The sequence below is a fragment of the Marinitoga lauensis genome (genome assembly GCF_004135675.1).
GTDB classification, from domain to species: Bacteria; Thermotogota; Thermotogae; order Petrotogales; family Petrotogaceae; genus Marinitoga; species Marinitoga lauensis.
Genome location: NZ_QHLX01000003.1, coordinates 169,989 through 193,480 on the forward strand (window position 1 = coordinate 169,989; position 23,492 = coordinate 193,480).

The following is a 23,492-nucleotide window of genomic DNA, read 5'->3' on the forward strand; positions in this document are numbered from 1 at the left end:
TTATTCCTCCTCTATATAAATACGTGGAACTCTTTTTGTTATTTTGGACGTAATATCATAATTAATTGTTCCCGCTAATTTTGCCAATTCTTCTGCATATATAAAATTATTATTTTGTGATCCTATTAAAACAACCTCTTCTCCAATTTTTACATTTGAAAGTTGTGTTGTTTCAACAACAAATTGGTCCATACATACTCTACCTATTATATTACATTTTTTCCCTTGAATCAATACATATCCTTTATTGGACAACTGCCTGAAATATCCATCAGCATAACCAACCGGTATTGTAGCTGTAGGCATATTTTTACTTGCAAAATATGTTCTACCGTAACTAACGCTTTCGTTTTCTTTTAAAATACCGATTCTTGCAACTGTACTTTTCCAGGTCAAAACAGGTCTTAATTCTTTTTCAGTTTTTATATCAGAAGGTTGTAATCCATATGTTGCAATTCCGGGTCTAACATAATCAAGTGCATATTCAGGAAAATATAAAGAAGCAGCAGAGTTGCATATATGTTTTACTGGAATAGAGATATTTGAATCTTCTATATATTTTAGAATAGTTATAAACTTTTTATATTGTTCTTTAACAAAGTTATCAAGATTATCAGCAGTTGCAAAATGCGAATAAGCACCTGCAATATTTAAATTGTAATCTTTAATTAGTTTGATAATATCATCAATTTCTTCGGTGTTTATTCCCATTCTATTCATACCTGTGTTTATATTAATATGAAATTTGATTTTACTAATATTTTTTCCAAAATAATTTATCAATTCTTTTAATTGTTCCAATGAACCCAGTGTATATATATATCCTTCAATATTTTCTTCAATGGATTTGGGTGTAGCATAATTAAATACCAGTGTTTCAATATTAATTCCGTTATTTCTAATTTCAACGCCTTCTCCTAAAAAGCTACAGCTATTAAATCAACTCCATACTCAGATACAGCTTTTGCCAGAGGAACAGCACCGTGTCCATATCCATCAGCTTTTAAAACAGGAATAATCTTTGTGTTAGTTCTTTTTTGAATTAATTGAATATTATACAAATAATTTTTAATGTTTATTTCAGCAAATGTTTTTCTGTCAAACATTATTGCACCCCCTGTTTAAAATAAAGCTATATAATAATAATGTATAAATATTAAAAAAAAGTTACAGAGCTTCTTGACAAATATAGAAAAAGATGATATAGTTTATATATGTATAAATGCTCATATGTAGGTGGTGTTAAAATGGAAAATTGTAGTGGAATTAATTTCATTAATAAATTACCAGAAAGAGAGATGATTCTAAATGCTGTTGAAATGTATAAAATATTTGCTGATGAAACCAGATTAAGAATACTATTAGCTTTATTGGAGAATGAACTTTGCGTATCAAAAATAGTTGAAGTGGCTGGGATTTCACAGTCGGCAGTTTCGCATCAGCTTCGTATATTGAAACAAATGAATATAGTAAAGTATAGAAAACAAGGTAAAAATGTATTTTATTCACTAAAAGATGAACATATAGAAAAAATTATTGGTATGGTATTTGAACATTTAAAAGAGAAAGGAGAGTAATTATGTCACATGAACATCATAATCATAATCATGGAAATGACTTAACGGATAAGAAGCTATTATTTTCTGTGGTATTCAATTTTATCATTACATTGTCAGAAATATTTGGTGGAATTTTTTCCCATAGTTTAGCATTAATTTCAGATTCATTGCATAATTTAAATGACACAGTGGCTATACTTCTCAGTTATATTGCGCGAAAAATCTCAAAAAAACCGAAAGATGAAAAAAGAACATATGGTTATAAACGTGTAGAAATTTTAGCAGCTTTTACAAATACGATTTTTTTGTTTGCAATTGCAATATTTTTAATTATTGAGAGTATAAAGAAATTTTATAATCCTGAAATCATTAATGGAAAGTTAATGTTAGTTATATCAATAATAGGATTAATTGGGAATTTAATAACTGCAGTTTTATTGTTTAAAGATTCTAAGGAAAATTTAAACGTAAAAGCAACATTTGTTCATATTGCCAGTGATACGTTATCATCTGTAATGATTATTATTGGTGCGATTTTTATATATAAATACAATTGGTATATTTTAGATCCTATATTTACTATGTTAATAAGTGCTTACATCTTATTTGAAGGATATCATATATTAAAAGAGAGTGCTAATATTTTAATTCAGGGTACTCCAGAAAGTATGGAGATAAATGAAATAAAAAAAGAATTAGAAAAATTGAATTATGTAGAAGATGCACATCATATTCATATCTGGACAACAGATGGTCAGGATAAATATCTTGAATGTCATGTATCTTTAAAAGAAGATATTGAATATAATTTAGATGAGTATTTAAAAGAATTAAATCATATTTTAAATGAAAAGTTTGGAATAAGTCATACAACAATACAATTTGAGAAGAGTTTATGTAAGGAGGGAAATAAATGAGAAAAGAACTATGGGATTGGAAGTATCAAAAGTTAGGAGAAAAGGTTGTTTCAAATTTAAAAAGAAAAAAACATGATGCATATCTTGTTGAAAGAAAAGAAGGTGTCATTCCGTTATTAAAGGAAATAATGAAAGAGAATTCAACAGTTGCTGTAGGTGGTAGTTTAACATTAACAGAATGTGGGGTTTTAGATTTTTTAAGAGAAGGGAATTTTAATTTCTTAGATAGGTACAATGTAAAATCAAAAGAGGAGTTAGAAGAAATTTATTACAATATGTTTCGAGCAGATTATTTTCTATGTAGTGCAAATGCCATTACCGAGGATGGAAAAATAGTGCAATTAGATGGAAACGGCACAAGAGTAGCTCCTATGATATTTGGTCCCAAACATGTAATTATTGTAGCAGGAATGAATAAAGTAGTACCGGATATTGAAAGTGCAAATAAGAGGATTGAATATATTTCACCTATGAATTCAAAGCGTTTAAATTTCGATACACCATGTACTTATACAGGAAAATGTGATGATTGTATGTCTCCTGAGAGAATATGTATTCATAGAGTTATAGTTGAAAGTGGTGTAAGGCATCCTGGAAGATTTAAAATAATTCTGGTAAAAGAGGACCTGGGATTATGAGTAATTTAATATTTGGGTTCATTATGCTTGGATTGATAGTAATTCTATACATACAATTAAGATTTAAAAAAGGAAATAAGGAATTAAAAAAAGCAATAAAAAAGGGAAATAAAAATCTTATTCAAAACTCGATAAGGATATTTTCCATATTTTTGATTATAGGTATATTGCAAAACTTTTTATCACCAGAAAAAGTTGGGGATTTCCTTTTGAACTTTTCAGGAATAAAAGGTATAATTACAGGACTATTTACAGGTGCTATAATGATGGGACCACCAGCATCCGGATATCCTATAGCTCAATATTTATTTGAAAACAATGCGAGTGTTTCTCTGGTATCTGCTTTTTTATTATCATGGGTTATGCTAGGGATTATATTTCTGACCTATGAATTGCAAAATTTTGGAAAAAAATTTACTATAATAAGAAATGTATTTTCTGTAATTTCGATATTGGTAATAGCATATTTGATGGAGTTGATATTATGAAAGATTTTATAAAAAACTATAAGATAGAAATCATTATATTTATTATAGCAATAATCTTAATGATATTGAATCCGGATAAAGCATTTTTAGGGCTCAAATATGCTATAAAAACATTTATTAATTTGTTTCCAATAATAATAAGTGTGGCATATTTAACAGGATATATTTCAGAAATTGTTCCTAAAAGTGTTATTTCTAAAGTTGTAGGAAAAGAAAGTGGGTTTAAAGGAAAAGTATTGGGGGTATTTTTGGAACATTAATGGTAGGTCCTGCTTATGCTTTTTATCCATTTTTTGCAGAATTAATAAGTAATGGCGCTAATATTGGAGTAATTGCAGTAACAATTGCAGCATGGTCTATTAAAATTCAATGGTTGCCATTTGCGTTGTCTATATTGGATATAAAATTTGTATTATTGCTGAATTTATTTATATTGATATACGCATTTTTAAATGGTTATGTAATAGAGCTTTTTTTAAAGATAAATCCTAAACGCTTCGTTTTGTGAAGAGATTAGGAATTAAATTTATAATAATGATAAAAACTTCTAGAAATATTTAATAGAGTAAAAAAATAAAACGAATGAAGACTCGTAGATTGCCTGAAAAAATCATGAATGAAAGCCGACAAAAAAACAGGACGTTTTTTTGAGCGAAGCTTTTGCAGGATGCAAAATCTGAGCGCCGGCTGAGAATGAATGATTTTTTCAGAAAAGCAATCAAGCGTCTGAATGAGTTTTATTTTTTAGTCTATATCGGTATTTAGATTCTTCAGTAAATCATTTTCGTGAAACGAAATGTTTAGGTAATTAAAACTTAATAAAAAGTTAGAGAAAAATATTTCGCATGCGAAATATTTTGTGGTAAAATATTCGTGTGCGAAATAATTTTTGTGTTATATGGTTATGGAGGTGGATTTTTTGAATAAGAGCTTTGAAATAATAGCTTTAATTAAAGAATTAAAAGAGAATTTTAAAAAGTTATGGCAGAGAATTTTAACGATACAGAGATCACATATTCTCAATGGATGTTATTAGGAGTTTTAATGAAAAATGGAAGTATGAAAGTTAGTGATTTGAGTAAAAAAATGGGATTATCCAATAGTACTGTATCTGGTATTGTTGATAGAATGGAAAAACAGGGATTTATAAAAGAGTAAGAGATAAAAAGGATAGAAGAAAGGTTTTTGTTGAAATAACAGAGAGTTTTAGAAAAACAGCAGAAGAAAATCATATAAGTGTTGAGAAAAGAATAGAAAAAATTTTGAAAAATGTTTCTGATAAAGAATTAGATAAGGTTATAGAAGGATTAAAATATTAAATAGGATATTGGAGGAGAGATGATATGCTAAAGATAATGAAATACCTGAAACCATATACATTGTATTTAATTTTAGCAATATTATTATTGTATGTTCAGGCGGTTATGAATTTAACTTTACCAGATTATATGTCAAAAATCGTTAATATAGGAATTCAACAAAGCGGTATTGAAGATACATTGCCAAAAGCTGTTAGCGGTTTAACGATGAAGAGACTTCTTCTATTTATGGATAATTCAGAAAAAAACTTGTTTTAGAAAATTATAAGTACATTAAACCTAGTGATGAAGAATATGTAAATCAATATCCTGTATTAAAAAAAGAATCTATTTATATTGCAAATATTGATGAAGCACAAAGAAAAGATTTGGAAAAAGTTTTTTCAAAGGCTTTTACGGCTGTTCGAGCAATTGAAAAAGGAGAAACAGAAGGTTTAAAGATCAATACAAAATTGAAAATAGATATATTCAAATTAGTAGCATTTTTACCCTTGAATCAGAGATTGGATTTTGCAAATAATATATATGACAAGATAAAGGTTTTAGGAGACGAAATGATAAAGCAATCACTTATACAATCTGTTAAGTCCGAATATGAAAAAATAGGTATAGATTTATATAAGACGCAAAAGAGTTATATTTTAAAATCTGGTTCTATTATGTTATTAATTACTTTAATAAGTGTAATAAGTGCAATTATAGTGGGTTTTTTTGCTGCTAAAACAGCAGCTGGCCTGGCAAAGGATTTAAGAAAAAAGTGTTCACTAAAGTGGAGAATTTTTCAGGTGAAGAATTTGATAAATTTTCTACTGCTTCGTTGATAACAAGGACAACAAACGATATTACACAGATACAGAATTTAATGATTATGCTGATAAGAATTGTATTTTATGCACCAATCCTGGAATAGGTGGAATTATAAAGGCCCTGGATAGAAGTCCATCGATGTCATGGACAATTGCGGTTGCTGTATTGGCTTTATTAACTCTTATTGGAACAATATTCTCTTTTGCAGTACCAAAATTTAAATTAATTCAAAAGTTGGTTGATAAATTAAATTTAGTATCAAGAGAAAGTTTAACAGGTATGATGGTTATAAGAGCTTTTAATACACAAAATAGAGAAAAAGAAAGATTTGATGAAGTAAATAAAGAACTTACTAAAACAAATCTTTTTGTAAATAGATTGATGGCTTTTTTAATGCCAGCTATGTTATTTATAATGAATGGTGTAATACTTTTAATTACGTGGGTTGGAGCACATCAAATAAATGATTTTAGTTTACAGGTTGGAGATATGATGGCTTTTATGCAATATGCAATGCAAATCATCTTTTCATTTTTAATGATGGCAATGATATTTATTTTATTCCACGAGCTTCGGTATCTGCTTCACGTATAGCAGAAGTGCTTGAAATAGAACCTACTATTGTAGACCCAGAAAAACCTAAAAAAATAGAAAAACCAAAAGGAAAAATTGAATTTAAAAATGTTTACTTTAAATATCCAGGTGGGGAAGATTATGCTTTAAGAAATATCAGTTTTACAGCATTACCCGGTCAAACAACAGCAATTATTGGATCTACTGGTTCTGGAAAGTCAACATTGGTAAATTTAATTCCACGATTTTATGATGTTGATAAAGGACAGGTTTTAATTGATGACATAGATGTAAGAGAATTAACTCAAAATGAATTAAGGAAATATATAGGATATGTGCCTCAAAAAAGCGTTTTGTTCAGTGGAACTATTGAGTCAAATATTAAATATGGTAATGAAAACTTAAGTGATGAAGAAATGGAAAAAGTTGCAGATGTAGCGGAAGCATTGGAATTTATTAATAATTTGCCAAAAAGATTTAAAGAAGAGGTCTCTCAAGGTGGTAAGAACTTTTCTGGAGGCCAAAAACAAAGACTTTCAATCGCAAGAGCACTGGCTAAAAAACCGAATATTTTCATTTTTGATGATAGTTTTTCGGCTCTTGACTTTAAAACAGATTTATCTGTAAGAAAAAAATGAAGGAATATACAAAAAATAGTACAATAATAATTGTAGCTCAGAGAATTTCAACTATTATGAATGCTGAACAGATAATAGTGTTAGATGAAGGTGAAATTGTTGGAAAAGGCACTCATGACGAATTAATGAAAACATGTTCGGTTTATCGAGAAATAGCTTATTCTCAGTTATCAGAGGAGGAGTTAGCATGAGCAAAGAACATAGACAACATCGCGGACCTGGAGGACCAATGATGAGAGGCCCGGTTGAAAAGCAAAAGATTTTAAAGGAACAATGAAAAGATTAATAAAATATTTAAATCAATATAAATGGACATTGATTATTTCTATAATATTTGCGATGGCCAGTGCAATATTTGCTATTATTGGTCCTAAGATTTTGGGTAAGGTTACAACTAAGATTTTTGAGGGAATAATGAGTAAAATAATGGGTGGTGCTGGAATAGATTTTGTTTATATTTCTCATATAATGTTTATTCTTCTGGTATATATCTCATCAGTATGATATTTGGTTATATCCAGGGTTGGTTAATGTCTGGTATTTCAATGAAGGTTACTTATAATTTGAGAAAGCAAATAATGGAAAAAATTCATAAAATGCCATTGAAATATTTTGATGGAACAAATCATGGTGAGATTCTTTCGAGGATAACAAATGATGTTGATACAATAACCCAAACATTAAATCAAAGTCTGTCTCAAATAATAACTTCAATAACGATGATTATTGGAGTTATAGGAATGATGCTTTCAATAAGCTGGCAAATGACATTAATAGCTTTAATTGTTTTGCCAATATCTGCTGGATTAATGATGTTTATAATTAAACATTCTCAAAAATACTTTAAAAAAAGACAGGAATATCTGGGCATGTAAACGGTCATGTTGAAGAAATGTATGGAGGACATGTTATAGTTAGAGCCTTTAATGGAGAGGAAAAGAGTATTCAAAAGTTTGTAAAAATGAATGATGAATTATATAAATCAGAATGGAAATCTCAATTTTTATCCAGTATGATGATGCCTGTAATGAACTTTGTAGGTAATTTAGGTTATGTAATTGTTGCAGTGATGGGTGGTTGGTTTGTGGTTAAAGGTATTATTAAAATAGGTGATATTCAGGCTTTTATCCAATATATGAGATCATTTACACAACCTATTGCGCAAATTGCTAACATTTCAAATATATTTCAGCAAACAGCAGCTGCCGCTGAACGCGTGTTTGAATTTTTAGATAATGAAGAGGAAATAGAAGAAAAAGAAACACGGATTGATATAAATAAAATTAAAGGAAAGGTTGAGTTTAGAAATGTGAAGTTTGGATATAATCCAGAAAAAATAGTTATAAAAAACTTTTCTGAAATTATACAACCCGGTCAAACCGTAGCTATTGTTGGACCAACTGGTGCAGGTAAAACAACGTTAGTAAAGTTATTGATGAGGTTTTATGATGTGAATGATGGAGCTATTTTAATCGATGATACTGATATAAGAGAATATTCAAGAAAAGATTTAAGATCATTATTCGGAATGGTTTTACAGGACACATGGCTATTTAATGGGACCATTATGGAAATATTAGATATGGACGATTGGATGCAACAGATGAAGAGGTTATAGAAGCGGCAAAGATGGCACATGTTGACAGTTTTGTTCACGCGTTACCTGGTGGATATAACATGGTTATAAATGAAGAAGTAAATAACATTTCTCAGGGTGAAAAACAATTAATAACAATAGCAAGGGCATTCCTTGCAAATCCGAAAATTTTGATATTAGATGAAGCTACAAGTTCAGTAGATACAAGGACAGAATTAAGGGTGCAACAGGCTATGGAAAGATTGATGAAAAATAGAACGAGTTTTGTTATTGCTCATAGGTTATCTACTATAAAAAATGCTGATTTAATTATTGTTATGAATGAAGGAGATGTTGTTGAGCAGGGTACTCATGAAGAATTATTGAAAAAGAAAGGATTTTATGCAGAATTATATAATTCTCAGTTTGAAGTTGCAGAGGAAATATAAAAGGAGCCATTACGGCTCCTTAGTTTTTAGTCAAAGTACAAAATAAAATACTCAAATAATATTCGCTCATCCGGTGAAAATTCATATTCCTCAAAAATGTTCATTCTCACCGGTCGCTTAAACTCACATCCTTGTTCGGTTTCGCTCAATTTTGCATCCGTGTAAAATTGACCGGTTCCATTCACATTTTTTCGGGAATTTTCAAGGATTCGCTCATATTATTTTTCTTATTTTATTTTGTCGACAGTCTGAAGGAGCCAACCTGGCTCCTTTTACTTTGTTTTTTAGAATATATATGATATAATTTTAAAAAAGGATTGTGAGGTGTAATATGCGTAAATATGAGGATTATCATAAGAGCGTTATGGTGAATGAAGTATTGGAATATTTAATTACAAAAGAAGATGGGATTTATGTAGATTGCACTACCGGTGAAGGTGGTCATATTAAAGCAATTTATGAAAAAACCAACGGAAAAGCTAAAATAATTGGTGTGGATTTGGATTATGAAGTGCTTGAAATTGCAGAACAAAGATTAAAAGAAATTACAGATGAAATAGAATTCTTTAAATCATCATATAGGGATATAGATATTGTTTTACATGGTTTGGGGATACATAAGGTTGATGGATTTTTGATGGATTTAGGGGTCTCTACATTCCAATTAAAAGGTGAAAACAGAGGATTTACCTTTATGCAGGATGAACCACTTGATATGAGAATGGATCCAGATTCTGATTTTACTGCATGGAATGTGGTTAATGAATATCCGGAGGAAAAATTATCTAAAATTATTTTTGAGTATGGAGAAGAATTTAAATTTGCAAGAAGAATAGCTCGAAGTATAGTAAATTCAAGGCCAATAAATACAACATTTGAATTGGTTGAAGCTATAAAAAGAGCATTGCCACCTAAAGAAAGGTATAGAAGGCGCAGGCATTTTGCAACTAAAACATTTCAGGCAATTAGAATAGAGGTTAATGGAGAATTTGATAATATTAGAACAGCTCTTGAAAAATTCCCTGAATTTTTAAATGAAGGCGGTAGAATCTGCGTTATTTCATTTCATTCTTTAGAAGATAAAATTGTTAAGAATTTTTTTAGAAATCATAAAAAACTAAAGCTTTTGACAAAAAAGCCGATATTACCTACAGAGGAAGAAATAAAAGAAAACCCCAGAGCAAGGAGTGCTCGCATCAGGGTGGCCGAACGGATTTAAAGGGGCTAAATCATGGAAAAACGTCTTAAATTTTTACCAGCAATAAATGATCGAACATTACAAAGAACGAAAAAGTTATCCATAACTTTTGTAATTTTTTCTTTTTTGATTATAATGATGATAGGATTTATAGTTGCAACATTAAATTTTGGTAGTAGAATTCAAACTTTAAAAAATAATGTTTCAGTTTTGAATTCACAAATTTCAGATTATCATACCAGAATTCAAACTGTTAATACAGAACTTAATTTTTATAAGCAAGCTCTTCTTGTAATGGAGGAAGATTAAATTTGTGCTACGCAGTCGTATAACCCTTCTCACTATAATAATTCTATATCTCATATTAATTTCCTATATTTTATTTTTAAAACCATATGAGATAAATAAAAATTATAAGATAAGTGAAAATAGTAAAAATTAGCGACCTTAACAGATAAAGAAGGTCGCATTATTGCTGTTGATAAAACAATATATGAAGTATGGCTGGATTTAAAAACTATAAAAAAAGAAATAAATTTGACAAATTAAAATCACAATTATCAGCATTTTTAAAAGAAAAAGATTTTGAAAAACCGTATGTTCTTTTAGGGAAATATGATGATATTTTAGAATTAAAAACTTATATACCTGAAAGCATTTTAAGATATTGTAGAATATATAAAACATATGAAAGAAATTATAATACATCATATGATTTGAGAAAGAATATAGGTGAAAATGGAAAAACTGAATATGGTATAGAGCAATTCTTGTCCAAAAACAATTTATTGGATAGTAAAAAGGAAATTAGATTATCCCTGGATTTAAAAATGCAAAAAATCGCTTATGAAGAACTGAGAAAAATGATTAAAGCCCAGAATGCAGAAGGTGGAACAGTAATAATAATGGAAACAAAAACAGGAAAAGTAAGAGCTGTTGTTTCTGATTATCCCTGGAATATGGCTTTTATGGGATATATTGAACCAGGTTCCACAATGAAACCTATAATATATTCTATCGCACTTGAAGAAAATTTAATATCACCATATCAAAAATTTTCTTTAACTTCAACAATTTCACCGGTTCCGGGTGTAAATTTTACAATAGGTGAAGCTGAAGGGCATTATTTTACCAGTCTTGATGCTAAAGATGCAATAGCATATTCTTCTAATGTTGCAGTTGTAAAAGTTATGGAAAAAATAATGGAAAATTTTTCTAAAGAATGGTTGTATAATAAACTTGAACAAATAGGTTTTGGAAAAAAGACAGGAATAGAATTTAATAAGGAGATTTCAGGTGTTTTTACTAAACCAGAAAAATGGTATAAGATAACCCCTTATCAGATTGCTATTGGTCAGGGAATAGGAGTTACGCCTATTCAATTGGTTTCTATTTTTAATGTTTTCGCTAATGAGGGAAAATATGTGAAGCCAACTTTTTTGGAAAATAAAACTGCACAGAGTTATCAGGTTTTTTCGCCTGAAATAGCAAATTTAATGAAGGATTGGTTGAGATATACGATGCTGAAAGGAACTGCAAGAAAAGCATATAAACCTGGGGTTTTAATAGCTGGTAAAACAGGAACAGCACAAAAGGCTGTTGCTGGAAAAGGATATTCAGATAAATATTATTCACTCTTTGTTGGTTTTTTCCCTGCTTCAAAACCAAAATACACAATAGTTTCTATTATAGATGACCCTAAAAAAGAATATTATGGTGGTGAAGTAGCTGCTCCTGTAGCGACGAATATATTTTTTAGATTGGAAGAATTTAAATATTCAAATAAGGTGAAAATGATAAAGGATTACCTACCAAACCTTGAAAACAAGAGTTTGTTAGATGCATTATTTATTTTAAAATCTCTTGGGGTAAATGAGGAAAAAATTGTGTTATCTGGAAAAGGAAATTATGTTGTAAAACAGGTTCCGAATGTTTCATATGAAATAAATAAACTGGACTATGTAATATTATATCTGGGAGATGAAAAAAATGCAGAAAATACTGATATACGGTGATTCAAATATAAAAAAAGAAATGGCTTTAAAAGATTTGTGTAATAAGGAATTAGATATTGTTAAAATTTCTCCTAATTCCCAGGATCCAGTTAATGAAATAAAAAATAATATATTATCAAATTCTCTGTTTGGAGATAAAAAGATCTTGATTATAAAAGAGTTTAATAAATTTAATAAAAAAGAACAAGATGAAATTTTAAAGTTATTAAACGATGTATATTCCGATAGTATAGAAAAACTGATTATTATGAATACATCAAAAATAAAATCAAAATTTGATAAAGAAATAGAATGTATTTTACCAAAACCCTGGGAAGAAGAAAAATGGATAAATTATGTAAAAGAGATTGCAAAATTTTTTAATAAAGATATTGATGAAGATGCAATTCAATATATACTTGAAATATACGGCAATGATGATAATTTTTTATTTGAAGAAATAAAAAAAATGGCAATTTATTCAGAGGATAAGATAAAGAAGGAAGAAATTAAGGAAATAGGATTTTTACATGTAAATGTAGATTTTGAGGAATTTGCATATTTGTTATCTTCAAAAAGAAAAGAAGAAGTCCTCGAAATGGCAAAAAACTTTCTATCTTTACCTGACTTTAATATTATTTTTCTATTAGGCTACCTTTTCAAATATTTTTTCGACTTATATCGTGTTATAATTAATGTAGAGATGAAAAAAAAATTTAGTTGGCCGGAGGTTCAAAAAATTTCTCAAATAACAAATGTATCAAAGATGAGAGTAAAAAAGTTTTTAGGAGTAAAATTTAAAAACGAAAAAAAGTTTTATGCAAATCATGCAATTTTATATACCAAAAAAGAGGTTATGGATATTATTATAAAATTAGAAGAATATGATAGAATGGCAAAAATAGGTGAAAAGAAGGATTTAATTTTATTAAATTTAATACAGGATATTTGTGGGTGATATTATGAGTTTGGGAGAAAGCATATATGATTTGACAAATTTATTTACGATATATAGATGGAATAATAGACCGGCATTATTAAGGTTTACTGAAGCAGATAATGTTTTTCATAGTTTGCTATTAAATCTGATAACAATAGAATTTTTAAACAAAAAGGGGAAAAATTATTCTATTGCTAATAATATAAGAGCAAAAATTTTTAAAGAATTGCCGAAAATCATTTTATCGGATATTTCTTTAGATACGAAAAAAAGAATATTATCAAAAAATCAGGAAATGTGGGAAAAAGTACTTGAAAAAAGTTATGAAGAACTAAAAGAAAACAAAATAGTGCAATTTTTTGATTCAGAGTATGAGGAAGGATTTGAAAAATATACTAATTTTATTGATTTAATGGTTTCTTTAAAAGAGATCGAGATTAATAGTAGAATATATCCAGAATATTTCGAAAAACCTAAACAAGAAACAGAAAAAAAATTAAGGGCATTAAGATTAAGGTTGCCATACATAAATGAATTAGAAAATATATTAAACTATGTTTTAAAAATATCAACAAGAATGACTACTATGTATAGATGGAATAAAAACCACAGAAATGTAAAAAGTTCAGTATCTTCACACACATTTATGGTAGTGTCTGTTGCAATCATTTTTTATTATCTGAATAAGAATACAAATAAACAATTGATCGATGAAGTAATTATAGCAAGTATATTACATGATTTTCCAGAAGCATTTACTGGAGATGTAATTACGCCTACAAAAAAGAAAGTAAAAGGAATGGAAGATATAATTTCGAGAATTGAAGAAGAAATGATTGAAGAGTGGCTTAAAGATGATGAAGACACAGAAGAGATTTTTGAACGATTTAAAAATTATATGATTAACCCTTTTGAATTAGAATATGGAAAATATGTGAGAGCTTCAGACTTGTTTAATGCAATGCTTGAATGTGCTATTGAAATAAGGTCCGGTAATTCACAAATGCTGTTTAGAGAAGCGTTTTTTAATATGAAAAAAGAGTTAAAGCAATTTAATTTTGATTTTATATATGATTTGATAGACGATGTAGAGAAAATAACTTTTTTTAATTAAACTTTGATATCTGTAACTCCCCAATAAATTGTTTTTACATATATTAAAACAGAAAATAAAGAGGGGAGGGAAATTATGTTATATTACGTGCTTATAATACCTTTATTTGCACTAGGTTTTGCGATGTTTAATTATTTTTCTGTATTAAAACTCGATGAAGGAACAGAAAAAATGAAAGAAGTAGCTCTAGCTATTCGTGAGGGTGCAAAAACATTTGTAAATCATGAATATAAAACAGTAGGGTTATATGTTGTATTTATAGCAATTATACTAATGATTGTAACAGACATTAATGTTGGAATTGCATTTATAATGGGAGCGTTGATGAGTGGGAGTGCAGGATATATAGGAATGAAAATGGCTACATATGCAAATGTTCGTGTTTCTAATATGGCAAGAAAAACAAAAGATATAGGAAAAACCCTTAAAGTAGCTTTTCAGGGTGGAAGTGTAATGGGATTGTCAGTTGCAGGATTTGCTTTGTTAGGATTAATACTTGTATATATAATATTTGGCATCTGGAAAGGGCAGTTGAATAAAGAAAATATTGTTGTAGTCAGGAATTGGTTGGGAATAAGTTATATACCTTTTGCAATGACAATTTCTGGATATGCTCTTGGATGCTCGATTATTGCCATGTTTGATAGAGTTGGTGGAGGAATATATACTAAAGCAGCAGATATGGGAGCTGATTTAGTTGGTAAAACAGAATTGGCATTACCTGAAGATGATCCAAGGAACCCTGCTACAATAGCAGATAATGTTGGAGATAATGTGGGTGATGTTGCAGGATTAGGAGCAGATTTGCTGGAAAGTTATATAGGAGCAATAATATCGTCGGTTATACTTGTTTTGTATGCAAGTTTTTTAATATCAAGAGATGTTAAAGAAATATCATATATAACGACTTTTAAATTAACATTATATCCACTTTTTTTTACTATATTAGGACTTATTAGTTCTATGGTAGGAATATTATATGTAATATTTAAAAAAGGATCTGATAATCCGCACAAAGAATTAAATATTTCATTATTTTCTTCAGCAATACTTACAATAATCCTTACATTTTTTTTAAGTATATTTTATTTAAAAGATGTTCCAGGGATGAATTGAAACTAATGAATTTTAGATTTGGAGTATATTCTCCATGGTTATCAGCAATAGTAGGAATTTTTTCTGGAATATTAATTGGATTGTTAGCAGAATATTATACCAGTGATAAATATCATCCTACTAAAGAATTAGCCAGGTTTGCTAAGGGAGGACCGGCTATAGTAATATCTAAAGGAATGGCATTAGGTATGAAAAGCGTGTTATATCCTGTATTTATGTTGATGTTTGGTATTTTGATAGCAGATTATTTTTCTGGTTTGTATGGAGTTGCAATGGCTGCTATGGGATGTTATCATTTGTTGCAGCAACAGTTTCGGTTGACTCATATGGACCAGTTGCAGATAATGCCGGCGGTATAAGTGAAATGGCAGATCTGGAACCTGAAGTTAGAAAAATAACAGATATGCTGGATTCTGTAGGGAATACAACAGCAGCTATTGGTAAAGGATTCGCCATAGGTTCGGCGGCATTTGCAGCATTATCTCTGTTTGCATCATTTGTATATTCACAAATAAATCCATCAATGCAGGTAGATTTAAAAAGTTTTTTAAATATTAATTTGATTAGTCCCAGGACGATAGCTGGCGCTTTATTTGGGGCGGCATTACCATATTTTTTCAGTGCATATTTAATTGATGCTGTAGTAAATGCAGCAGAAAAGATGGTTGAGGAAATTAGAAGGCAATTTAGAGAAATACCAGGGTTAATGGAAGGAGAAAATAAACCAGATTATAATAGATGTATTAAAATTAGCAGTGATGGTGCCCTAAAAGAAATGAAAATACCTGCTTTAATAGCTGTATTAACGCCTTTAATATCGGGCTTTATATTTGGAACTGATTTTGTGGGAGGATTATTGGCAGGAACTACTTTTAGTGGTGTAATGCTGGCAATTTATACGGCAAATTCAGGAGGAGCATGGGATAATGCAAAAAAATATATAGAAAATGGTAATCTTGAAGGAGAAGGTAAAGGTACAGATGCACATAAAGCATCGGTAGTAGGAGATACAGTCGGAGATCCTTTAAAAGATACAGTTGGCCCTTCACTTGATATATTAATAAAAATAATGGCAGTAACTTCTTTAATTACTGTTTCTATATTTAAAATATATCATTTATTTTAATTCTGGGAGCGATTATTTTGGAAGAATTTCAATTTTTTTGAGAGAGACCACATTTGGTAAGGAATATTTAAAGATAATAGATAATAAGACTTTCCGTGTAAGAGTCACGGAAAGCTTCTTTTTTCAATATGAAAGATATCTTAAAATATTGAAAACATTGGAATCGTTGAATGAATTTGGAATAATTTTACCTGAAAAAATAGAGTATGATAATGAGAATTATTATATAAATTTTGAATATTGGAATGAAGTACCAATAACAGAAGTAGAGATTAGTGAGGAAATTTATTATAATATTTTATATACTGTTTTTGATATAGTAGATAGATTAACGCATTCTTCAAATATAATTATTCCATACATTTATTTAGAAGATATATTTATAGATGAAACCAACAATATTACTATGATTCCATCTATTTTTATTCCAGTAAATAATGAGAAAATAATTATAAATAACAAAAAAAATGAAGATGGAGTCATCGATTTGCTAATAAATTTTTCGGTAAAATTATATGACCTAATGAATAAACAATATGAAAGAATTGATAATTTTATTAATATGTTAAAGAATGAAACCTTTGAATGCGTTCATGATTTGTATAATTTATTGACAAATTCGTTTGATTATAAAAATAAGAAAGAGAAAATCAGAGTTCCTCATTTTATAAATAGAGCTTTTGAAAGAGATAAAATCTTAAAGGTTATAGGGAAAAAACATATTTACATATATGGTAATCAACGTGTTGGTAAAACAAGGTTAATAAATTTTATGGAATTTAAGTTTAAAGAATTGGGATATACTATAATAAAGGCTTATAATATTAAGGATTTATTCCCTGGAGATATTATTGTTCCTGAAACCTTAAATGTATTCTATTTTTTAAAATTAATAGATCTAATGAAGACAAATCAAGAGGATTTTAAATTAATAATAATAGTTGATGATTATCAGGAAATTGATATTAAATTCAAAAATTTTATTGAAGACATAATGAGTAAAAACTTTGAATTTCCTTTTTCTTTTATTTTGGTATCACATATTCCTCCTGCTATAAAGTTTGATAATACTGAATATATTGAATTAAAACCTTTTGGTATGAAAGAAACAGAGATATTATTAAAAATATTATTATCGAGTACATTTTTAAAGAAATATCCGGAAATAGTTGATATAGTATATAACATATCAGAAGGATATCCGGGAAATATTTTTCAAATAATAAAAGATTTAGTAATGCTAAAAATAATAAAAATTGAAGACGGAAAGTATGAATTTTATCCTGAGAATTTAAAGGATAAAAAAATAATAGATTTAGCAGTGGAAAAAATTGAGGGATACCTGAAAATATAAGGGAGGATTTAAGATATATTTCTACTCTGGGTTTTAAGTTTAATGAAAATGAAATTAAACATCTCGAAAAATATTTAAGAAAATCATTTGACACCTCGATTTTATATGCAATTGAAAAAGATATAATTCTCAAAGAAGATAATGAATATAGATTTTTTAATTTGATATATCAGGATTTATTTCATAATGGTTTATCGAAAAAAGAAAAGAAAATGATTCATATGTATTTATGCCGAAAAAGTGATTCTTTAAAAAAGAAAATATTTCATTTAAAAAGCTCTGGTAAAATAAGAGCAACTATAGCTTTAATTATAAAAAAAATGAAAGAAGCTTTATTTAAGTGGGAAAATTTGAGTTTTATAGATTACGGTTTTAATGAAATTAAAAATCTTACAGATAATATTCCTTATTCGGCAATAGGGATTTATCTTTCAAAAAAGTATTTTTTAATGAATATAGTGAGGATATAAAAGAATATATTGAGTTAATTAGTAAAAGCAATGTATATGGATATATAGCATATTTATTCTTAAAATTTTCAGATAAAGAAACATTAAATGATATGCTTATTAAGTGGATTAATGATGAAAAAACTACAGATTATAAAAAGGCGCTATACATTTATTATTATTTGAATATAAATTTTTCAAAATTGAAAAAAGAAGATGTTTACAATTATTATTTCAAGTTTGAAAATCTATTTTCAAAACACAATAATTTAAAAAAATTCAAAACCATTAAAGGTATGTTATTGAACATGCTTGGTGTAAAGATTGAAACAGAATTACCAGAATTATCTCTAAAATATTATAACGATGGATTAAGCATAGCTTTAGAAGTAAATTACAAAAGGCTGATTCAAATAATATATAGTAATATGGCTATACTATATGAAAGTTTGAATTCTAATCTTTCAGAATATTACAACAAAAAAGTTCTTGAAATTTCAGAGGAAATAGGAGATTATCAGACATATAATAGAGTATTAATAAATATTGCCAATAGCAAATTATACAAAGGAGAAATAAAAGAATTTTTTGAAATTATAAATAAAGCAGAAAAATATTCTAAAATAAATAACGATTTTAATAGCTATATACTTGTAAATGATATAAAAAATTATTATTTTTTATATGCTAAAGATTATTATAACCTTGATAGTAATATAAGAAAAATGGAAGATTACATAAAGGATAAGCCATTTTTAAAAAATAATGTAGATGAAGTAAATGACAATATATATGTCTTAAAAGCAATGTTTGAAAAAGATAAAAGTTTTTTTGAGAACAAAAAATATAAAGAATTTATATTGAAAAACGAATTTCTTATTAATTTTTATAATATTGTATTTGAAAACAATGAAAAAATTATTTATGATTCATGGCTATTTTTTAAAAACAATCCGTTGATTTATTTTAAAGAAGAATTAATAAATGTAGTTTCTGAAAAAATGGCAAATTATTCTTTTAATGATGAATATGAAAAATGGGCAATAGAATTAATTAAAGAATTTAAGGATAAGAAATTATCGCTGGCTTTGCTTTATGAAGGATTGGGATATTTTTATAATGTAAAAAGAGAAAAATTTAAATCTTTAAAGTATTTAAGAAAAGCACAAAAAATATATGATGATTTAATGATGAAAAATAAATTTGAAGAAATAAATCAATATTTAATGAGAGAATTTAATATTCCAACATTTATATACGAAGAAAATTATTCATTGGAATATAAGAGCGATCGATATTATTATCATAATCTGGTCTTGAGAATAAAATCATATGAGAAGATAAATAATTTAATTATAGATTTATTGAAATCAGATTCTCCTAAATATCTTGTAAATAAAATAGGAGAACATTTAAGAGATATACTTCCAATAGATGAAATTTTAATAAGGATTATAACCAATGATTATGAAGTTGAATATAACTTTAATTTTAAAGATGAAAACGAACTAAAAAAAGATCAATTTCTCATAAAACCGTTAAAATTATCATACATATCAGATTATAAGGATTATAAATATTATATCTACCTGGCAAATTCAAATATTGAGTTGAGCCAAAAAGAAGCAGCAGAAATACTTGATAATATAATAATTATTGAAGAAGTTCTTTATTCTATACTGGATAAAATAACACATTATGAGCATAGTATTTTAGATCCTTTAACAGGGGCATATACCAGAAGATATATGGAAAATAAATTAAAAGAATTATATGGACTATATGAAAGATATAATTTTGATTTTTCTGTTATATTAATTGATCTGGATGATTTTAAAAAAGTGAATGATGAACACGGACACCAAAAAGGAGATGAAGTATTAGTCGAACTTGTAAAATCTTTAAAAAAACATCTAAGGGATTTTGATATGGTTTGTAGATATGGAGGTGAGGAATTTTTAATCATTTTGCCTAATACTAATCTTGATGATGCTGAGAAAATAGCTCAAAGGTTATTAAAGGAGATAAATAAAGATTTATTTGAAAATACTGAAATGAATATTACATGTAGTATGGGAATTTCTTCTATTTCAAATATTATTAAAGAACCAAAATTAAAATTATTGATAAAAATGGCAGATGAAGCACTTTACAAAGCAAAAAACAATGGAAGAATAGAGTTGAAGTTTTATGAGGGGAGTATAATTTATGTTGCTGGACTTGCATTGCCATAGCACTTATTCTGATGGAACATTATCACCACGACAGCTTATTAAAAAAGCAAAAAATCTTGGAATAAAAATATTTTCTATTACTGATCATGATACTATAAAAGGACAAATGGAAGCAATTGAATTTGCAAAAGAGTTGAATTTAAAATATATCCCAGGTGTTGAAATAAATGCAGAATTTCCAACACTTATGGATATTTTAGGATATAACGTTGATATAAAAAACGATTACTTAAATTCAGTACTTGAAATTATATATAATAAGAGGATTGAGAGAAACAGGTTAATGATAGAATTATTAAAAAAAGAAGGTTTTAGAATTGATATTGAAGATTTAGAAGGTTTATCCCTATATACTATAGGGAGACCACATATAGCAAGGATTTTATTAAAAAAAGGATATGGTACATCGGTATCTCAAATTATAGAAACGTATTTAACAAGAGGTAAATCATGTTATATAGAAAGATTTAAATTTTCTCCAAGAAAAACAATCCGAGCTATAAAAAAAGCAGGTGGTTTGGCTGTTTTAGCACATCCTAAAAAGCTAAGATTGTCTAATATTCAACTGGAAATACTTGTGAATGAATTAAAAGACTATGGGCTTGATGGAATAGAGTGTTTTCATTATTCAAGTGACCCGCATTATACTAATTTTCTAATAGATTTAGCAAGGAAAAATGGGCTATTGGTTACAGCAGGAAGTGATTATCATGGTTCAAACAAGCCTTATGTATCCCTGGGAGTTTACGTAGAAAATTTTGTTATTCAAGATACTATTAATTATTTTGTTACAAATTATTATAAAAAAAGCTAATAATTGTTCATTATATGTCCGATATATAAATAGGAAAGTTTTTAACAGGAAAGGATTCCTATGGGGTGTAATTATGGGAGAAATGAACAGAATAAATGGTGATTTTTCGAGTTTCATAGATTCTCTTACTAAGGATGTAGATCTTTCAAAAAAGAGTAGCCAGAAAACAACCACTATAAAAAATAGTACAAATAAAAATCAAGAACATAGAGTGTCAAATACTAATCTTGATACAAAGAAATTATCCAAAGTAATAGAAGAAAAGTTGAACAAATTAAAAGAAATATTTAAAGGTGAAGTAAAATTTGAAGTGAAAGACGATATAAATATGATAATTGTTAAAATTGTTGATAAGGATTCGAAAAAGGTTATCAGACAAATTCCTCCAGAAACAGCTGTGAAAATGGCAGAAATGCTGGATAAGCTGGAAGGCATTTTTCTCGATGAACGTGCGTAAAATATGGAGGTGAGAAAATATGAGTGAAAATAGTTATCTCGGCTCTTTCCAATTTGGAGGGTAGCGAGTGGCTTGGATACATCATCAATCATAGATCAATTAATGTCAGTAGAAAGAAAACCATTAGAAAGACTTCAAAATGAGTTTGATACATTACAATTAAAACAAAAAGCATGGAAAGAAGTTGATTCAAAACTCAGTGATTTTTGGGACTTTCTTGCAACATTTAAACTAAAAAGCAATTTAATACCAAAAAATGTTCAGGTAAGTGATGAAAATGTTTTATCTGCTACAGCTTCAACTTCAGCAAGTAATGTTAGTTTTAAAGTTAAAGTTAATTCATTATCATCGTCAACAGCTCTTACTCCAAATAATACGTTGGGGAATATACCTGATTTAACAACTCAATACTATCAATTAAATGGTAGAACTACACCAGTAGCAGGGACATTTACATTAAAAGCTTTAGATTCCTCAGGGAATATTTTAGAGAGTACCCAAATTAATTTTTCAGGAACTGATACCATTCAAGATATAATCAATCAAATAGATACAAATTCAACATATTTTACTGCTACGCTTGATAATGGAAAATTAAAAATAGAAGAAAAAGCTGGGATGGAAGGAACTGTATCGAAGGTTTTGTTAGGTGATTCTTCCGATACGAGTAATTTTGTAGATGTATTTAATTTAGAAGGAGCAGATTTTGTGCCAGGTGGTGCAACTGCGGGTTATATTGAAAGTACTGTGCATGCAGGTGCAATAAATACATCTAAATTATTATCTGATATAAGTTCTGATGTTGCTTCAGGTATAATAAGGATAAATGGAACAGAAATTACTGTTAGTTCAACAGATTCATTGGGAGATTTAATCGCGAGAATAAATGCTTCTAATGCCAATGTGGTAGCCTGGTATGATGAAAATGAAGATAAATTAATGATTAGAAATAAAGAGGGCGGACCCCAATCAATTACTATAGAAGATGGTGATTCAACTGGGAGTAATAAAACAAATCTTTTAGATGATTTATCCTGGGTTGATAATTCTGGAAATTACATGGGAACTATTACTGCTGGTACTGCAGCAAATGTCGAAATTGATCTGGATGGAGATGGTACAGCAGATTTAACCAAAACAACGTGGGGAAATACTGTAGAATATAATAATGTTACATTAAATTTAAAATCTATATCCAGTAGCTGGGTGGATGTTCAGGTAACGCAAGATGCAGATGCAACATATGATAAAATAAAAGAATTTGTAGATAAATATAATGAAATTATAGGATATATATATGATAAACTAAATGAAGAACCGGTAAAAGCCGAAAAAGGGCAAACATTATCAGAAGAAGATAAAATGAAAGGTGTATTAAAAGGAGACGAAAATTTACAGGATATTTTTTATAAATTAAGAGATATAGCATATGGAGTTATTTCATGGTCTTCAGATGTAAATGCTGAATATAATTCTTTGTATGATATTGGTATTAATTCTGGTGATGCTGGAGGTTCTTATGAAAATACGATGAAAGGTATTTTACAAATAAACGAAGATAAATTAAAGTCAGCCATTCAAGATAATGCTGAAGAAGTTTGGAAATTATTTGCCTATGATGATGATAATAATAAAGGAATAGCAATACAGTTTAAAGATTATGTATGGGATACAACAAAATTTGGTGGAACTATAGACCAGATTTCTGGACAACTGGTACTATAGGTACAGA

20 protein-coding genes and 4 pseudogenes are annotated in these 23,492 nt (G+C 28.2%); 23 read left to right on the forward strand and 1 reads right to left on the reverse strand.

What is annotated here, in order from left to right:
* Positions 1 to 1,106, reverse strand: a pseudogene (gene alr, locus DJ007_RS05940) (alanine racemase).
* A gap of 141 nt (positions 1,107 to 1,247) precedes the next feature.
* Between alr and DJ007_RS05945 the strand changes: the two are divergent.
* The 23 genes and pseudogenes from DJ007_RS05945 to fliD all read left to right on the forward strand — a co-directional run bounded on the left by DJ007_RS05945 (position 1,248) and on the right by fliD (position 23,485).
* Positions 1,248 to 1,577, forward strand: coding sequence for an ArsR/SmtB family transcription factor (locus DJ007_RS05945; RefSeq protein WP_206076164.1), 330 nt, complete (start codon positions 1,248 to 1,250; stop codon positions 1,575 to 1,577).
* Between the two features lie 2 nt (positions 1,578 to 1,579).
* The gene (locus tag DJ007_RS05950) at positions 1,580 to 2,476 is read left to right on the forward strand and encodes a cation diffusion facilitator family transporter (RefSeq protein WP_206076165.1); all 897 of its coding nucleotides are present in this window, start codon (positions 1,580 to 1,582) and stop codon (positions 2,474 to 2,476) included.
* Positions 2,473 to 3,114, forward strand: a complete 642-nt coding sequence (locus DJ007_RS05955; RefSeq protein ID WP_129408748.1) for a lactate utilization protein — start codon at positions 2,473 to 2,475, stop codon at positions 3,112 to 3,114. Before DJ007_RS05950 ends, DJ007_RS05955 begins: the two co-directional genes overlap by 4 nt.
* Entirely contained in the window at positions 3,111 to 3,602 is a 492-nt protein-coding gene (locus DJ007_RS05960) for a hypothetical protein (RefSeq protein WP_129408749.1), read from the forward strand. The genes DJ007_RS05955 and DJ007_RS05960 overlap by 4 nt, the downstream gene beginning before the upstream one ends.
* Positions 3,599 to 3,862, forward strand: coding sequence for a hypothetical protein (locus tag DJ007_RS05965; RefSeq protein WP_129408750.1), 264 nt, complete (start codon positions 3,599 to 3,601; stop codon positions 3,860 to 3,862). Before DJ007_RS05960 ends, DJ007_RS05965 begins: the two co-directional genes overlap by 4 nt.
* Entirely contained in the window at positions 3,862 to 4,110 is a 249-nt protein-coding gene (locus DJ007_RS05970; protein ID WP_129408751.1) for a hypothetical protein, read from the forward strand. Before DJ007_RS05965 ends, DJ007_RS05970 begins: the two co-directional genes overlap by 1 nt.
* Before the next feature lie 473 nt (positions 4,111 to 4,583).
* Entirely contained in the window at positions 4,584 to 4,760 is a 177-nt protein-coding gene (locus tag DJ007_RS15670; RefSeq protein ID WP_206076166.1) for a MarR family winged helix-turn-helix transcriptional regulator, read from the forward strand.
* 185 nt (positions 4,761 to 4,945) lie between these two features.
* On the forward strand, positions 4,946 to 5,179 hold the full coding sequence (locus tag DJ007_RS20775; RefSeq protein ID WP_129408752.1) for a hypothetical protein: 234 nt from the start codon (positions 4,946 to 4,948) through the stop codon (positions 5,177 to 5,179).
* Positions 5,180 to 5,286: 107 nt separating this feature from the next.
* A pseudogene (locus tag DJ007_RS20045) lies at positions 5,287 to 7,130 on the forward strand (ABC transporter ATP-binding protein); the annotation flags it as partial.
* Positions 7,127 to 8,964 (forward strand): annotated as a pseudogene (locus DJ007_RS20050) (ABC transporter ATP-binding protein). The pseudogenes DJ007_RS20045 and DJ007_RS20050, both read left to right, overlap by 4 nt.
* Before the next feature lie 331 nt (positions 8,965 to 9,295).
* Complete coding sequence (rsmH, locus tag DJ007_RS05995) at positions 9,296 to 10,183, forward strand: 16S rRNA (cytosine(1402)-N(4))-methyltransferase RsmH (RefSeq protein WP_129408753.1); 888 nt, start codon at positions 9,296 to 9,298, stop codon at positions 10,181 to 10,183.
* 12 nt (positions 10,184 to 10,195) lie between these two features.
* A complete protein-coding gene (locus DJ007_RS06000; RefSeq protein WP_129408754.1) occupies positions 10,196 to 10,471 on the forward strand; it encodes a hypothetical protein in 276 nt (91 codons plus the stop codon).
* A 191-nt stretch (positions 10,472 to 10,662) separates the two neighbouring features.
* Positions 10,663 to 12,177, forward strand: coding sequence for a penicillin-binding transpeptidase domain-containing protein (locus DJ007_RS06005; RefSeq protein WP_129408755.1), 1,515 nt, complete (start codon positions 10,663 to 10,665; stop codon positions 12,175 to 12,177).
* The gene (locus tag DJ007_RS06010; RefSeq protein WP_165974041.1) at positions 12,152 to 13,114 is read left to right on the forward strand and encodes a DNA polymerase III subunit delta; all 963 of its coding nucleotides are present in this window, start codon (positions 12,152 to 12,154) and stop codon (positions 13,112 to 13,114) included. Before DJ007_RS06005 ends, DJ007_RS06010 begins: the two co-directional genes overlap by 26 nt.
* Positions 13,115 to 13,118: 4 nt before the next feature.
* A complete protein-coding gene (locus DJ007_RS06015; RefSeq protein WP_129408757.1) occupies positions 13,119 to 14,210 on the forward strand; it encodes an HD domain-containing protein in 1,092 nt (363 codons plus the stop codon).
* Positions 14,211 to 14,285: 75 nt separating this feature from the next.
* Positions 14,286 to 15,326, forward strand: a complete 1,041-nt coding sequence (locus tag DJ007_RS20780; protein WP_276318683.1) for a sodium/proton-translocating pyrophosphatase — start codon at positions 14,286 to 14,288, stop codon at positions 15,324 to 15,326.
* A gap of 5 nt (positions 15,327 to 15,331) precedes the next feature.
* Positions 15,332 to 16,452, forward strand: a pseudogene (locus DJ007_RS20785) (sodium/proton-translocating pyrophosphatase).
* A gap of 37 nt (positions 16,453 to 16,489) precedes the next feature.
* Positions 16,490 to 17,806: a hypothetical protein gene (locus DJ007_RS06025; RefSeq protein WP_206076171.1), complete on the forward strand. Its 1,317-nt coding sequence runs from the start codon at positions 16,490 to 16,492 to the stop codon at positions 17,804 to 17,806.
* Positions 17,807 to 17,967: 161 nt separating this feature from the next.
* On the forward strand, positions 17,968 to 18,276 hold the full coding sequence (locus tag DJ007_RS06030) for a hypothetical protein (protein ID WP_206076172.1): 309 nt from the start codon (positions 17,968 to 17,970) through the stop codon (positions 18,274 to 18,276).
* 92 nt (positions 18,277 to 18,368) lie between these two features.
* Entirely contained in the window at positions 18,369 to 20,489 is a 2,121-nt protein-coding gene (locus DJ007_RS06035; RefSeq protein ID WP_129408760.1) for a GGDEF domain-containing protein, read from the forward strand.
* The gene (locus DJ007_RS06040) at positions 20,464 to 21,303 is read left to right on the forward strand and encodes a PHP domain-containing protein (RefSeq protein WP_129408761.1); all 840 of its coding nucleotides are present in this window, start codon (positions 20,464 to 20,466) and stop codon (positions 21,301 to 21,303) included. The genes DJ007_RS06035 and DJ007_RS06040 overlap by 26 nt, the downstream gene beginning before the upstream one ends.
* 73 nt (positions 21,304 to 21,376) lie before the next feature.
* Positions 21,377 to 21,760, forward strand: a complete 384-nt coding sequence (locus DJ007_RS06045) for a flagellar protein FlaG (RefSeq protein ID WP_129408762.1) — start codon at positions 21,377 to 21,379, stop codon at positions 21,758 to 21,760.
* Between the two features lie 72 nt (positions 21,761 to 21,832).
* Positions 21,833 to 23,485 (forward strand): flagellar filament capping protein FliD, encoded by a 1,653-nt coding sequence (gene fliD / locus DJ007_RS06050; RefSeq protein WP_129408763.1) that lies wholly within the window; start codon positions 21,833 to 21,835, stop codon positions 23,483 to 23,485.
* The last annotated feature ends 7 nt before the right edge of the window (positions 23,486 to 23,492 follow it).

What these genes read in the sequence shown, in the direction of transcription:
- DJ007_RS05945 (WP_206076164.1), top strand. Translation starts at nt 1,248, where the DNA reads ATGGAAAATTGTAGTGGAATTAATTTCATTAATAAATTACCAGAAAGA.
- DJ007_RS05950 (WP_206076165.1), top strand. Translation starts at nt 1,580, where the DNA reads ATGTCACATGAACATCATAATCATAATCATGGAAATGACTTAACGGAT.
- DJ007_RS05955 (WP_129408748.1), top strand. Translation starts at nt 2,473, where the DNA reads ATGAGAAAAGAACTATGGGATTGGAAGTATCAAAAGTTAGGAGAAAAG.
- DJ007_RS05960 (WP_129408749.1), top strand. Translation starts at nt 3,111, where the DNA reads ATGAGTAATTTAATATTTGGGTTCATTATGCTTGGATTGATAGTAATT.
- DJ007_RS05965 (WP_129408750.1), top strand. Translation starts at nt 3,599, where the DNA reads ATGAAAGATTTTATAAAAAACTATAAGATAGAAATCATTATATTTATT.
- DJ007_RS05970 (WP_129408751.1), top strand. Translation starts at nt 3,862, where the DNA reads ATGGTAGGTCCTGCTTATGCTTTTTATCCATTTTTTGCAGAATTAATA.
- DJ007_RS15670 (WP_206076166.1), top strand. Translation starts at nt 4,584, where the DNA reads ATGGCAGAGAATTTTAACGATACAGAGATCACATATTCTCAATGGATG.
- DJ007_RS20775 (WP_129408752.1), top strand. Translation starts at nt 4,946, where the DNA reads ATGCTAAAGATAATGAAATACCTGAAACCATATACATTGTATTTAATT.
- rsmH (WP_129408753.1), top strand. Translation starts at nt 9,296, where the DNA reads ATGCGTAAATATGAGGATTATCATAAGAGCGTTATGGTGAATGAAGTA.
- DJ007_RS06000 (WP_129408754.1), top strand. Translation starts at nt 10,196, where the DNA reads ATGGAAAAACGTCTTAAATTTTTACCAGCAATAAATGATCGAACATTA.
- DJ007_RS06005 (WP_129408755.1), top strand. Translation starts at nt 10,663, where the DNA reads ATGGCTGGATTTAAAAACTATAAAAAAAGAAATAAATTTGACAAATTA.
- DJ007_RS06010 (WP_165974041.1), top strand. Translation starts at nt 12,152, where the DNA reads ATGCAGAAAATACTGATATACGGTGATTCAAATATAAAAAAAGAAATG.
- DJ007_RS06015 (WP_129408757.1), top strand. Translation starts at nt 13,119, where the DNA reads ATGAGTTTGGGAGAAAGCATATATGATTTGACAAATTTATTTACGATA.
- DJ007_RS20780 (WP_276318683.1), top strand. Translation starts at nt 14,286, where the DNA reads ATGTTATATTACGTGCTTATAATACCTTTATTTGCACTAGGTTTTGCG.
- DJ007_RS06035 (WP_129408760.1), top strand. Translation starts at nt 18,369, where the DNA reads ATGCTTATTAAGTGGATTAATGATGAAAAAACTACAGATTATAAAAAG.
- DJ007_RS06040 (WP_129408761.1), top strand. Translation starts at nt 20,464, where the DNA reads ATGTTGCTGGACTTGCATTGCCATAGCACTTATTCTGATGGAACATTA.
- DJ007_RS06045 (WP_129408762.1), top strand. Translation starts at nt 21,377, where the DNA reads ATGGGAGAAATGAACAGAATAAATGGTGATTTTTCGAGTTTCATAGAT.